The 13,366-nt window shown below is 67.8% G+C and carries 8 protein-coding genes and 2 pseudogenes; 7 read left to right on the forward strand and 3 right to left on the reverse strand.

Features of this window, described 5'->3' with window-relative positions:
* Nucleotides 1–384 precede the first annotated feature (384 nt).
* From B1A87_RS01355 to B1A87_RS01385, 7 genes and pseudogenes are all read left to right on the forward strand, one after another.
* Complete coding sequence (locus tag B1A87_RS01355) at nt 385–1,956, forward strand: BTAD domain-containing putative transcriptional regulator (protein ID WP_078029797.1); 1,572 nt, start codon at nt 385–387, stop codon at nt 1,954–1,956.
* Nucleotides 1,949–3,325 (forward strand): sensor histidine kinase, encoded by a 1,377-nt coding sequence (locus B1A87_RS01360; RefSeq protein WP_078029796.1) that lies wholly within the window; start codon nt 1,949–1,951, stop codon nt 3,323–3,325. The genes B1A87_RS01355 and B1A87_RS01360 overlap by 8 nt, the downstream gene beginning before the upstream one ends.
* Nucleotides 3,326–3,412: 87 nt before the next feature.
* On the forward strand, nt 3,413–4,072 hold the full coding sequence (locus B1A87_RS01365; protein WP_078029795.1) for a class I SAM-dependent methyltransferase: 660 nt from the start codon (nt 3,413–3,415) through the stop codon (nt 4,070–4,072).
* Nucleotides 4,073–4,277: 205 nt separating this feature from the next.
* Nucleotides 4,278–5,255, forward strand: a complete 978-nt coding sequence (locus B1A87_RS01370; protein WP_185982382.1) for an o-succinylbenzoate synthase — start codon at nt 4,278–4,280, stop codon at nt 5,253–5,255.
* A gap of 160 nt (nt 5,256–5,415) precedes the next feature.
* Nucleotides 5,416–7,548: pseudogene (locus B1A87_RS01375) on the forward strand (PhoX family protein).
* Between the two features lie 369 nt (nt 7,549–7,917).
* A pseudogene (gene menD, locus B1A87_RS01380) lies at nt 7,918–9,566 on the forward strand (2-succinyl-5-enolpyruvyl-6-hydroxy-3-cyclohexene-1-carboxylic-acid synthase).
* A 189-nt stretch (nt 9,567–9,755) separates the two neighbouring features.
* A complete protein-coding gene (locus B1A87_RS01385; RefSeq protein ID WP_260680580.1) occupies nt 9,756–10,721 on the forward strand; it encodes a type IV toxin-antitoxin system AbiEi family antitoxin domain-containing protein in 966 nt (321 codons plus the stop codon).
* A gap of 107 nt (nt 10,722–10,828) precedes the next feature.
* Here B1A87_RS01385 and B1A87_RS01390 read toward each other — a convergent pair whose 3' ends face one another.
* The 3 genes from B1A87_RS01390 to B1A87_RS01400 form a co-directional block, all read right to left on the reverse strand.
* Nucleotides 10,829–11,632 (reverse strand): amino acid ABC transporter ATP-binding protein, encoded by an 804-nt coding sequence (locus tag B1A87_RS01390; protein WP_078029793.1) that lies wholly within the window; start codon nt 11,630–11,632, stop codon nt 10,829–10,831.
* Between the two features lie 11 nt (nt 11,633–11,643).
* Nucleotides 11,644–12,435: an amino acid ABC transporter permease gene (locus tag B1A87_RS01395; RefSeq protein ID WP_078029792.1), complete on the reverse strand. Its 792-nt coding sequence runs from the start codon at nt 12,433–12,435 to the stop codon at nt 11,644–11,646.
* A 101-nt stretch (nt 12,436–12,536) separates the two neighbouring features.
* Complete coding sequence (locus tag B1A87_RS01400; RefSeq protein WP_078029791.1) at nt 12,537–13,346, reverse strand: ABC transporter substrate-binding protein; 810 nt, start codon at nt 13,344–13,346, stop codon at nt 12,537–12,539.
* Nucleotides 13,347–13,366 lie beyond the last annotated feature (20 nt).

A 13,366-nucleotide genomic window follows, 5' to 3' on the forward strand; every position in this document is an offset into this window, starting at 1 on the left:
CAACGCCGGGTACTCGGAATACTTGGTTGTACCCGCCACGGCCATGGTCCGTGTCATTGGATCACCCATTTCATGGTTATTTGGCGGTCCTCCGGGGGCGAGGATCGCCGTACCACCGCTGGAACTGCGGTAATACGAAACTAGCCCCGTGTTCTTGGGAAAAACTTGGTGTTTCTGCACCCCCAACGGGTGCCAAACCCCAAGTACTTAGGGTCGCGCCGGGGCGCCAAAGACAGGTGCTCGCACCAGGACGCAAAAGCATCCAAGTAGTCCCCTCAGCAAAAATCGAGTACTCGCTACTCGTGCCCCTACTTGGCCGAGTGACAAGTATGAGGACAAGCCATTCATGGGGAATGCAGTTCATGGGGATAGTAGGTGCACAAGATGGTTCAGACAGTTGCAGAGGACACTCGCTGGTCGGGTCGGGCACGCGAAGACGAGTACCCGCCGACTTTGGAGGGTGGGCAGTCAGCACGGCTGGCCATCAACATCCTGGGTCCGCTCCGGGTCCGCCGCGGCAACGCGGTCATCGGGTCCCATGAGCTGGGCGGTCCCAAACCCCGGCAGGTGCTCGAGATCCTGTTGCTCAAGCTGGGCACACCGGTCTCCAAGAACCACCTGATCGACGTCCTGTGGAACGGGCAGCCTCCGGCCGAGGCCCTGTCCACCCTCGAAAGCTACGTCAGCGTCCTCCGCCGCCACCTGCAGCCGGGCTCCGGCAAGGGCGGCGCGCTCCGCACGGTCACCGGCGGCTACATGATTGACCGCACCATGGTTGACCTTGACCTGGACCGGTTCGATGACCTCCTGAAGCAGGCCGGGCACGCCAACCCGGAGGAGTCCTTCCGGCTCTTGGAGAAGGCACTGGAGATCGCCTCGGTGCCGCTGCTCGGCGATGAGCTCCTGGCCGGCTGGGCGGAAGAGGAACGCGGACTGCACTCGGCCCGTGTTGCCAGCATCAAGGCCCGTGCCGCCGAAGCTGCCGTCACCGTGGGGCAGCCCGAACGCGCCGTGGCCCTGGCCAGCGAACTGCTGCTGGACGATCCCATCAACGAGCGGGCCTGGACCGCACTGGTCCTGGGTCTGGAGGAATCCGGCCAGTACATGGAAGCGCTGCGGGCCTACGGCCGCTGCCGCCGGGTCATGGACCAGGAGATCGGTTGCTTGCCGGGACGTGCCCTCCGCGATGCCCATGCCAGGCTGCTGCAGGCCACCGCCGCCAGCGAAGCCGACACTTCTGAGATGTCCGACGGCGACTCGCCGCTGCCGGCGCTGTCCGTGCAGAGCACCCGGGAAATCAGCATCCTGACCATCGACGACCACAGCACGTTCACCGAGCTGCTGACCGCCGCCCTGGACCGCGAGCCGGACCTCCGGAGCGTGGCCTCGGCCACCACCGCCAAGAGCGGCGTGGAGCAGAGCATGGCGCTCAAGCCCGACGTCGTCATCATGGACTACCACCTGCCCGACGGCGACGGCCTCACCGCCGCTGCCCGCATCCTGGCCGATGCACCGGACACCCGGATCGTGATGCTGACCGGCGACCCGACCCCGGAGGCGCTGCGGACCGCGGCATCGATGGGCATCTGCGCCTTCCTGCCCAAGGGCGGCTCGCTGTCCACGCTGCTGGATACGCTCCGGTATGCGCGGGCCGGGAACATGGTGGTCCACCCGTCCCTCGTGGCCCAGCTGGGCATGAGCACGCCAAAGCCGGCTCCGGCCGTTCGGACCATGGAACCGGGCGGACCCGTGCTGACGCCGCGCGAGCTCGATGTGCTTCGGCTGATGGCGGGCGGTCACGGCTCCAAGGAAGTGGCCAGCAAGCTGGACATCTCCCTTAACACCTGCCGCGGCTACGTGAAGGCAATCTTCGCCAAGCTGGGCACCCATTCGCAGCTGGAATCGGTAATGGAAGCGTCACGGCGCGGCATGCTTGAGCAGCCGTCCCATGGCTAGGCCGTCCCTTCGAAGGCCTGCCCTGTTCCATCCGTTTGAATCGCCGGCGTCCGAGAATTCCGAGGTCTTCAAGGCCGTCCGGCGGTTCCTGCTCATGGGCCTGGTTGCCCTCGTCATCGTCACCACTCCGGTGGCCTTCTGGATCTGGTCCGAGGCCGAAAGCCACGCCCTGCAGAACTCGAAGGACGCCACCGACCACCTGGCGAACAACGTCGTGGGGCCGCTGCTGGACGAGGAAGTCCTCTCGGGGAACCCGACGGCGGTGGAGCGCCTTGACGAACGTCTGCGTCCTTGGATGGGGGAAACCTCGGTTTTCGAGATCCGGCTGTGGGACAAGGACGGGCGCATTGTGTACTCGGACGACCCGAAGCTGATCGGCAAAAAGTTCGAACTTCCGCATGAGGCCACGGAGGTGCTGGCTGGAGGTCACGTGCCGGCCAACCTTGAGGTGCAGAAGGACGAGGTGAACACGCCCGATGCGGCCCAGCAGGAGCTGGTGGAGGTCTATGTGCCCGTCACCGCCCCGGACGGCAAGCGGCTGGTGTTCGAGGCCTACTATGACGACGACGGAGTCCGGGAAGAGCAGGCCTCGGTCCTGTTCGGCATGGCACCGCCGTTCCTCCTGGCCCTGGGCGTGCTGCAGCTGGCACAGCTTTTCCCGGCTGTACGGCTGGCCCGAAGGATTCAGGCGTACGAGGCGGCACGGAGCCGCCTGCTCCGCCGGGCCATCGAGGCCTCGGAGCTGGAGCGCCAGCGCATTGCCCGGGATCTTCACGATGAAGTGATCCAGGACCTTTCGGGCCTGTCCTACGTGCTGGAATCCGAGGAACGCCACGGCCCCGCGCCGCAGCGTGCGCTCTTCGCCGACGCCCGTAGGATCCTGCAGGACAACGTCCGCAGCCTCCGGGCGATGACCACCGAACTGTATCCGCCGGACCTCAACAGGCTGGGGCTCAGCCGGGCACTGGCGAGGCTGGGCGATCCGCTGGAGGAACGCGGCATCAGCCTCGAACTCGAGCTGCCGCCCAAGTGCGAGCTGGACAGGGACCGTGCCGCCCTGTTCTACCGCGTGGCACGGGAGGCCCTGGCCAATACGGCCAAGCATTCCAAGGCGGCCACAGCCCAGCTCCGGCTCACCCAGGACGGCAACCGCGCCGAAATCCGCATCCACGATGACGGCTGCGGTTTCGACCAGAGCCTCGGGTCGCCGGAAGGCCACTTCGGCCTGCGCATCATGCAGGACACTATCGGCGAGGCCGGCGGTACACTTCAGGTAATGTCCGCTCCCGGGCGAGGGACCACAGTGATCGCCCGATTCGGTGCAGAAATGGATGCTGTCCTGCGGGACGTGCCGCAGCCGGTGCCTTAGCGCCGGCCCATAAGCCGCCGACCTCTCCAATGGCGTGGGGGCCGGCGTAAAACCCGGCGTGGGGGCCGCACAGAAAGAGTTCCCTTGATGACCCCGAACGCATCCGAAGGGCCGGCCGGGCTGCAGCACACGCGGTTCGCGCGCGCTTACGCACGGGCCGTCGTCGGCATGAACCGCCGCGGAGGCACCGAGCACCGGCGCCGGCTGCTGTCCGGCCTGCGCGGGAGCGTCATCGAAATCGGTGCGGGGGAGGGGTCATCGTTCGGGCTGTACCCGGGAACCGTGACCGGCGTCCTGGCCATCGAGCCCAACGACTACCTGAGGACCCTGGCCCGGCGGCGGGCCGAATCGGCTCCCGTGCCTGTTGTCCTGGTGGCCGGAGTGGCGGAGCAGATCCCGGCTCCCGATGCGGGCGCGGATGCCGTGGTCACCAGCCTGGTCCTGTGCAGCGTCGCGGACCAGGCCAGGGTGCTGGCGGAAATCCGCCGGGTGCTGCGTCCGGGCGGAACGCTCGCCTACTACGAGCACGTCCGATCCGGGAACCCGGTCCTGGCCGCGGCCGAGGACCTGCTGACCCCGGCCTGGCAGCGGGTTGCGGGCGGCTGCCACCCCAACCGGGACACGCTGGAAGCTATCACCGCCGCCGGTTTCCGTGTCCTGGACAACGAGCGCTTCGGGTTTGGAGGCCATCCGCTGGCGCCGAGGGTTGCCCACATATTGGGCCACGCGACGAGCCCGGCCCGCTGAGGGCTGTGCGCCGTGAGGGCGGCTGCTCGTTGACGGCGGCCTGGGGCGCCTGCACCGGTTCCTTGGCTGGGCTGTCCAATAGCCGCATTGGCGCTGAGTGACCGTCCGGACCCACCGGTACAGTGACATCATGCCTGCCGCTTCGCCTTCCGGGGCCTCCAAGCTCCCGCAGTCCCAAGCTTCTCCGCTGCTGCCCCTAAGCGCGATGCCGCCGCTTGAGGAACTGCTCGACGGCGCCCGCGTGGTGGCGCTGCCCATGCGGGTGAAGTTCCGCGGCATCCTTGAGCGGGAAACGCTGCTGCTGCGCGGGCCCGTGGGCTGGGGCGAGTTCGGTGCCTTCCCCGAATACGGCGATGCCGAGGCCTCCCGCTGGCTCGCGTCGGCCATCGAAGCGGGCTGGCACGGCTTCCCTGAGCCGCTGCGGGCCAGCATCCCGGTCAATGCCACGGTGCCGGCCGTTCCAGCCGAGCGGGTGCCGGAAATCCTGGCCCGGTTCGGCCGCGTGGACGCGGTCAAGATCAAGGTTGCCGAACCCGGCCAGTCCCTCGACGACGACGCCGCCCGGGTTGCCGCCGTCCGGAACGAGCTGCCGGAGGCTGCCATCCGCGTGGATGCCAACGGGGGCTGGGACGTGCCGGCGGCGGTGGACGCCCTGACCCGGCTCGCCGCCGCCGGGCTGGAATACGCGGAGCAGCCCGTGCCGGACATCGAGGGCCTGGCGGAAGTCCGGCGCCGGCTCCGCGCGGACGGCGTGCCCGTGCTGATCGCCGCCGATGAAAGCGTGCGCAAGGAGGAGGATCCCCTGAAGGTGGCCCGCGCCGGCGCCGCCGACCTGATCGTGGTGAAGGTGGCACCGCTGGGGGGAGTGCGGCGCGCCCTGGAAATCGTGGCGCAGGCAGGGATGCCCGCCGTCGTGAGTTCCGCGCTGGATACCTCGGTGGGGATCCGCGCAGGGCTGGCGCTCGCAGCGGCGCTGCCGGAACTGCCTTACGCCTGCGGACTGGGGACGGTCTCGCTGCTCGCCGCGGACGTCACCACCGATTCACTGGTGGCCGACGACGGCGCCATCCGCCTTCGCGATGTGGCCGCCGACGACGGGCTGCTTGAGCAGTATGCCGCTGCTCCCGAACGGAGGGAATGGTGGCTCGCGCGGCTGGCCCGGGCCTACGCCGAGCTTGCGTGACGCCAGGTCCGGGCGGCATCGTTCGGGCCATTGATGTTCACCAGCGCTTAACCAGAGTGTCCTCTCATCTTTGGTTGACGCTGACAGGGTGGGCGAGACCGCATCTCACCCCTAGGAGGGTAGGCGGGACCGCATCTCACACCTTGGAAGGTCTCTCTCCATGTCTGAAATCCCCGGACGCAAGTTTGCCCTGCTGCCCATGCTTGGCCACACCAAAGGCAAGCGCAGCCCTGTCACGTGCGCCCTCAAGTGCGACAACGCCTGCGCGGGCGACGTCTGCAACACCAGCTCCAACAGCTACTTCCGTGACATCGCCTCCACCACGCTGTCGCGCCGCGCCGCCCTGGGCCTGTCTCTTATACACATCTAGATGTGTATAAGAGACAGCCGCCGGCGCGCTCGCCGTCGTACTCGGCGGTGCGCTCAACTCCTCCGAAACCGCAGTGGCCGACGCCGGGTGTCTCTTATACACATCTAGATGTGTATAAGAGACAGGGGATACGGTGCAGGCGCCTCGAAGCTGCAGTTCACGGCCATCCCGTCCGTCGCATCCGACGTCGACGCCGTGACCGTGCCGGCCGGCTTCACCTGGCAGCCCGTCATCCGCTGGGGCGACCCCATCTTCAACGACGCCCCGGCGTTCGACCTCGCGCACCAGACGGCCGCGGCCCAGGAGCGCCAGTTCGGCTACAACAACGACTACTCGGACATCCTCGAGATCCCGGGCAGCAGGGGACGCCGTGCGGTCCTGTTCGCAAACCACGAGTACACCAACGAGAACATCATGTTCCCGGCCACCATGCCGGCCGCCGAGATGCGTGCCGTCGGTGCCGCAGCCCACGGCCTCACGGTTGTGGAGCTGGAGCGCAAGAACAAGAGCACGCCGTGGAGCCACGTCAAGGGCGCCCGCCTCAACCGCCGCTACCTGAACAGCACCCGCTACGAGCTGACCGGCCCCGTGACGGGTTCCCCGCTGGTCAAGACCGCGGCCGATCCCGCAGGCCGCTGGATCAAGGGCACGCTCGGCAACTGCTCCGGCGGCACCACCCCCTGGGGCACCATCCTCTCCGGCGAAGAAAACTTCAACGGCTACTTCGTGGCCCCGGGCACGTCCGCCTCGGACAAGCGCTACGGTCTCACCAACAAGCCCACGGCCCGCCAGTGGGAACTGGACGACCCGCGCTTCAACGCCAACAACCCCGGCTATGAGAACGAAACCAACCGCTTCGGCTGGATCGTGGAAGTCGACCCGTTCGATCCCACGTCCACGCCGAAGAAGCACTCCTCCCTGGGCCGATTCAAGCACGAGGGCGCCAACGTGATCCTGGCGAAGTCCGGGCACGTGGTGGCCTACATGGGCGACGACGAGCGCTTCGACTACCTCTACAAGTTCGTCTCCAAGGCCAAGTACCGCGAGGGCGACCGCAAGCACAACATGACGCTCCTCGCCGAGGGTGACCTGTACGTTGCCAAGTTCAGCGGCGACGCACCCGCCGCCGAGATCGACGGCACGGGCACGGTTCCGGCCGACGGTTCCTTCGACGGCAAGGGCGAATGGCTCCCCCTCGTCGTCGGCGGCAAGTCCATGGTTGCCGGCATGAGCGTCGAGGAAGTCCTTGTGTACACTCGCCTGGCCGCGGACAAGGTGGGCCCCACCAAGATGGACCGCTGCGAGGACGTCCAGCCGAGCCTGCGCTCCGGCAAGGTCTACGTGGCCTGCACCAACAACTCGGACCGCGGCAAGCCGGGCAAGGAAGGCGCCACGGAGGTCAACCCGCGCAACGAAAACCGCGACGGCCACATCGTGGAAATCACCGAGACCGGCGACCAGACCTCACGGAAGTTCACCTGGAACCTCCTGATGGTCTGCGGCGATCCGGCGCAGGGCGACGTCACCTACTTCTCCGGCTTCCCGGCTGGCCAGGTCTCACCGATCTCCTGCCCGGACAACCTGGCGTTCGACTCCGTGGGCAACCTCTGGATCTCCACCGACGGCGCCCCCTCGGGCATCGGCCGTGCGGACGGCCTGTTCAAGGTGACGGTGGAGGGCGCAGAACGCGGCCGCGTCGAACAGTTCCTGGCCGTGCCGCGCGAAGCCGAGACCTGCGGCCCCATCGTCCACGACGACGAAGGTCACGTGTTCGTCTCCGTCCAGCACCCGGGCGAGGAAGGCACCTTCGCGGAGCCCCACTCGTACTTCCCGGACTACGTGCCGGCAGGTGCCGCGCCGAAGCCCGGCCAGGTCCGCGCTCCGCGCCCGGCCGTGATCCAGGTTTCCCGCATCGGGGCCTAGGGTTCCCGGTCTCTCCCACTTGCGGCGGGCTTTTTGGCTCGCCCTCCGGCGCTTCCTGCGGGCTCGTGCCCAATGCTCCTGCACTTCAAGCTGCTCACGCCGCCGAGGTGCAGGAGCATCGTGGGTTAAGCGGCAGGATGTGATGCAGGGTTTGGATGGTGGCAGACTGGTTCGGTGACTTCCGAGGACCAGACCGAGCCTTCCACCGCCGATCCCGCACCAGCGCTGGGTACCGGTGACCCCGCCGCGCTGGCCGCCGCTGCCGAGAACCCCGCCGCAACGGTGAACCCAGCCGCAACCGTGAACCCCGCCGCAGGGCCGCAGCACACGCTGACCTCGCTGGGTGCGGCACGGGTCGCCGTCGCTGCAATGCTCGACGGCGGTGTCCGGTTCGTCGTGGTTGCCCCGGGCTCGCGTTCCGCGCCCATGGCGTACGCGCTGGCCGAGGCATCAGCGGCCGGGAAGGTGGAGCTGCTGGTCCGGATCGACGAGCGCTCGGCCGGCTTCACCGCCTTGGGTCTCGCGCTGGCCACCGGAGCACCGGTTGCCGTGCTGACCACGTCCGGGACCGCCGTCGGAAACCTCATGCCCGCAGTCATGGAAGCCAACCACGCGGCCGTGCCGCTCGTGGTGGTCTCCGCCGACCGGCCGGAGGAGCTCCGCGGAACCGGCGCCAACCAGACCACCGTCCAGCTGGACCTTTTCGGCGAGCACGTGCGTTTCGCCGTCGATGTGCCCGCCGGCGACAGCCCGCAGCGCGCCGTCGATACCGCCCTGGCAGCGGCCACGGGGGCCTTTGAGGACACGCCGCCAGGGCCCGTCCAGCTCAATCTCGCCTTCCGGGATCCGCTGGTTCCCGAGCCGGGGGAGCGGCTGCCGGAGCAGCACGGCCGCAGTACGTTCCGGATCGCCACCGAGCCGCTCACCATGACGTTGACCCATGCCACGGCCGACCTCCCGGAGCTGCGCACCGTGGTGCTGGCCGGGCACGACGCCGGGCCCGTCGCCGAAGCCTTCGCCCGCGCCCATGGCCTGCCGCTGCTGGCCGAGCCGTCGTCCAACTCACGCTTCGGCCCGAACGCCGTAGGCCCGTACCGGCTGCTCCTCGAGCACTTCGGACCGGACTCGGTGCTGCCGATCGAGCGCGTCGTGGTCTTCGGGCGCCCCACACTTTCGCGGCCCGTCTCGGCGCTGCTGGCCCGGACCGATGTCCCCGCCGCCCTCTACGAACCCGTTCCGGTGGCCTGGTACGAGCCCGGGCGACGCCGCGAAACGCCGATCGCCAGCCTGACCGAACTCGCCGAGTTCGCGGGGCGCGCTCCTCGGCCTGGCTTGACGCGTGGCTGCTCGCCGGCGCCGCGGCCCAGCATGCCGTCGACGGGGTGCTCGCCTCCTCCGACGCCGCAACGGGACCGTCGGTGGGCGCCCTGGTGTGGCAGCATTCCCGCGGCCAGCTGGTCCTCGGTTCCTCCAACGGCATCCGTGACGTCGACCTCGCCGGCCAGCCCGTCCCGGAACCGGCCGCCACCGTCTTCGCCAACCGCGGCCTCGCCGGGATCGACGGCACCATCTCGACCGCCACTGGCATCGCACTGGGCGGCCGCCAGGAAACCACCCTGCTCCTTGGCGACGTCACGTTCCTGCACGACGCCGGCGGCCTGCTCCTCGGCGCCGGCGAGGGAGAGCCGCAGCTCCGGATCGTGGTGCTCAACGACTCCGGCGGCGCCATCTTCAGCCTCCTGGAGCACGGCGCGGTGGCCGAGGCAGGCGGCTACGGAGACGCCGTCGAACGCCTCTTCGGCACCCCCCACTCAGTGGATATCGCGGCACTCGCCGCAGCGTACGGCGTCGGGCACTGCGCGGTCAGTACGACGGCGGGACTGGCCGAAGCGCTTGCCGCACCGTTCGCGGGCCGCAGCATCATCGAGGTTCGCACGGACCGGCACGAGCTGCGGGCGCTGCACCGGCGGATCAAGGCCGCGGTCAGCGCAGCCGTCGAGGGTGTGCTCGCGGAGTAGCTTTCCGCCTGGCGACGCAGAAAATACCCGGCGCTACGGGAATTCCATGGGCGCCGGGTAAGGTCCGCGTCGCGAAGCAGGAGGCGCGTCGCGGAGCAGGATGCGCGTCATCAGCGGGCGGCGGACGGATTTCCACATAGCCCTGATTTCCGCTGTTCGGCCGTGCCCAAAGGTGCGAATGTTCCATCCATGAGCGAACTGCCCATGACCGGCTTACCGCGGCTGATTCTGGCCCGTGACCACATCCAGCAGGGGCTGGCACCCAAGGACCTCGCGCGTCGCTCCAGCGCCGGTGCGCTGGTCAGGATTCGGCACGGCGTCTACGTGGATGGGGCAGCATGGCATGCCCTCAAACCCTGGGAGCAGTACCGGCTGCGGGTGAATGCGGCAGCGGAGACCTGCGGTGCGCCCACGGTGTTTGCCCGCCATTCCGCAGCCAGCGTCTGGGGCATTCCCACGGTCGGCCGGCAGGAAGTGCACGCCCTGACCCTCCAGAACGACGGCGGCCGGTCCCGTGCCGGTGTCCGGCGGCACTACGCAGACCCGGCAGGCCTGACGGCGGTCCGGCGCGAGGGACTGCTGGTCACCGGACGGGTACGCACCGTCCTGGATCTGGCGGCGTTCACGACCTTTGCCGAGGCCATTGTGCCGCTGGACCACGTGCTCAGGCCGGACACGGCGAGGGGGTTACCGGCTTTGTCCAAGGAAACGCTTCTGGCCGGAGTAGAAGGAAACTACAAGTCCGCGGCGGCCCGCAGGATCGCGGCGGCCGTTGACTTCGCGGACCCGCTCTCCGGCTCGGCGGGAGAGTCGTACGGCCGTGCCCTCATGCGCGTTGGCGGTTTTGAGCCGCCCGTCCTGCAGTACGAGGTCCGCGATGCCGACGGGCTCGTTGGCTACACGGACTATTACTGGGGCGGCGTGAGGGTCGCCGGCGAGTTCGACGGCGTCGACAAGTATGTGAAGCCCGCGTACCTCCAGGGCCGGAGCCCGTCTCAGGCCGTGGTCGATGAAAAGTACAGGGAGGACAGGATCCGGGCGACCGGACGTGCCGTGGTCCGGTGGATCTGGCCGGACCTGATGACCCCCGGGCGGCTGGAACGGAAGCTGGCGGCGGCCGGCGTGCCCCGCCGTCGTGCTCGGTCAGCCGGCTGATGCGCAAATTGCCCCATGACGCGCAAATGCCCCGGCGCTACCGGAATTCCAGTAGCGTCAGGGCATTTGCGCAGCGCCGGCCGAAAAGCGCAGCGCCAGGCGAAAACCTACTCCGAGATCTCGATGTGCGTCGGGTCGAGCACGCGCTTGAGGAACTCCTTGGTGCGGCCCTGGATGGGGCTGCTGATGACACGTTCGGCCACGCCTTCCTCCACCACCACGCCGCCGTCCATGAACACCACGCGGTCCGCCACTTCGCGGGCGAAGCCCATCTCGTGCGTGACCACCAGCATGGTCATGCCTTCCTTGGCCAGGTTCCGCATGACGGAGAGGACGTCGCCCACCGTCTCCGGGTCCAGGGCCGAGGTCGGCTCGTCGAAGAGCATCAGCTCCGGGTCCATGCTCAGCGCCCGGGCGATGGCCACGCGCTGCTGCTGGCCGCCGGAGAGCTGGTCCGGGAATCGGTCCGCGAGGTGCCCCAGGCCCACGCGGTCAAGGTTGGCCTGGGCCACTTTGTCCGCTTCGGCCTGGGAGCGCTTGAGCACCTTGGTCTGCGCGATGCTGCAGTTGCGCAGCGCGTTCAGGTGGGGGAACAGGTTGAACTGCTGGAACACCATGCCCACCTTGCGGCGCATCTTGTCGATGTCCACGTCCAGGTCCGTGGCCTCGAAGCCGCCCACGTGGATGGTGCCCTCGTTCGGCTGCTCCAGGAGGTTGACGCAGCGCAGCAGCGTGGACTTGCCCGAGCCGGACGGGCCGATCAGGCAGACAACCTCACCCGGGGCAACATCCAGGCTGATGCCCTTGAGGACCTCGTTGGAGCCGTAGGACTTGCGCAGGTCCTTGATGGAGACTCCGGCGGCATGGACGGGCCCGCTGTGGTTGCGGGAGGGAATTACGACGTCGTTCATGACTTCTCTGCCTATCGCTTGGTCCGCGCGGAGCGGCTTTCGAACTTCCGGGCCAGGAGGCTCAGCGGGATGGTGATCACCAGGTAGAACGCACCGGCCACCAGGAGTGGCGTGAGGCCCGCGCCCAGGCTGGAGATGCCGTCGCGGCCGAACTTGGTGAGCTCGTACTGCGAGGCGGTGAGGCCCAGCACGTAGATCAGCGAGGAGTCCTTGGTCAGCAGGATGACCTCGTTGGTCAGCGGCGGCAGCACGATCCGGAAGGCCTGCGGGATCACGATGGTGACCATGGCCCGCCACATCGGCATGCCAAGGGACCGCGCGGCTTCCATCTGTCCCTTGGGGACGGCCTGCAGGCCGGCGCGGAGGGTCTCTGCGATGTAGGCGGATGCAACCATGCCGAGGGACACCATCACCACAACGTTGACGTCCCAGGAGACACCAAAGGCCAGGGGGACGCCGTAGCCGAACGCAATGAACACCAGCAGCGCCGGGACGCCGCGGAAGAACTCGATGTAGCCGGTGGCGATCCAGCGGTACACGGGGAAAGTGGAAAGCTTCATCAGTGCCAGCAGGAGGCCGCCCGAAAGGCCGACGACAAACGCCAAGGCGGTGTAAATCAGGGTGTTCTTCAGGCCCACCACGATGATTCCGGGGAACATCGGGCCGATCTTGCCGAAGTTGAAGACGCTGTTGCCTACGGTCTTCCAGTCCGTGGCAAGAATCAGCGCGGCTATGGCCACGATGAAGATTCCGGCCTGGATGTACAGACTGACTTTGGCTCGTTGACGTGCGGTCATTGCCATGGTGTGCTCACATTCGTTTTGCGCAGTTGAGGCCCCGCACGGACTGCTAAGCAGATCCTGAACGGGGCCCCGGCTGCGAAGGTCTCAGGCCGAAGCGCTGGCTACTTGGCTGCTTCGCCGAACCAGGTGGTCTCGAACTTCTTCAAGGAGCCGTCGTCAGTCAGGCGCTTGAGGGTCGAGTTGACCTGATCGGCCATGGCGGTGTTGCCCTTCTTGATGGCGATGCCGAGCTTCTCACCGGTGGCGTAGTTTTCGACGCGCTTGATCTTGGCATCGTCCTTGATGGCGTAGCCGAGGACCGACTGGTTGCCGAGCGCGGCGTCGATGGTGCCTGCCTTGAGCGCCTGGACCAGGAGGCCGGTGTCCTCGAACTGCTGCGCGTCGAGGCCCTTGTCCTTGGCGTACTGCGCACCGGTGGTGGCCTGCTGGACGCCCACCTTCTTGCCCTTGGCGCTGTCGATGTTGGTGATGCCGGAAGCCTCGGTGGCAACCAGGGTCAGGTCATCGTTCAGGTACGGGCTGGAGAAGTCCATGACGGACTTGCGGGTGTCGGTGATGGAGATGGAGGAGATCGAGACGTCGCACTGGGTCAGGGCCGTTCCGGTCTCAATGGCCTCGAAGGAGCTGTCCACCACGTTGAGCTCCGCCTTCATGTCCTTGGCGAGCTCGGCCGCGATGTCCATGTCGAAGCCGACGTTCTTGCCGTCCTTCTGGAATTCGAACGGCTCGTAGGGGATGTCCGAGCAGACAGTGAGCTTGCCGGCGTTGATCAGCTGAACGCTGCCAGTGCTGCTGCTTGCCGCGGGAGTCGAGCCGCCACCGCCGCATGCGGTGAGGCTGAGGGCCCCGACAGCGAGGATCGCGGCGGCCTTCGCGCTGAGCTTGGCCGTGGCAAGGGACTTGAGCTGCATGTTTCTTACCTTTTGTTGCA

It is taken from the genome of Arthrobacter sp. KBS0703, from assembly GCF_002008315.2.
Taxonomy (GTDB): domain Bacteria; phylum Actinomycetota; class Actinomycetes; order Actinomycetales; family Micrococcaceae; genus Arthrobacter.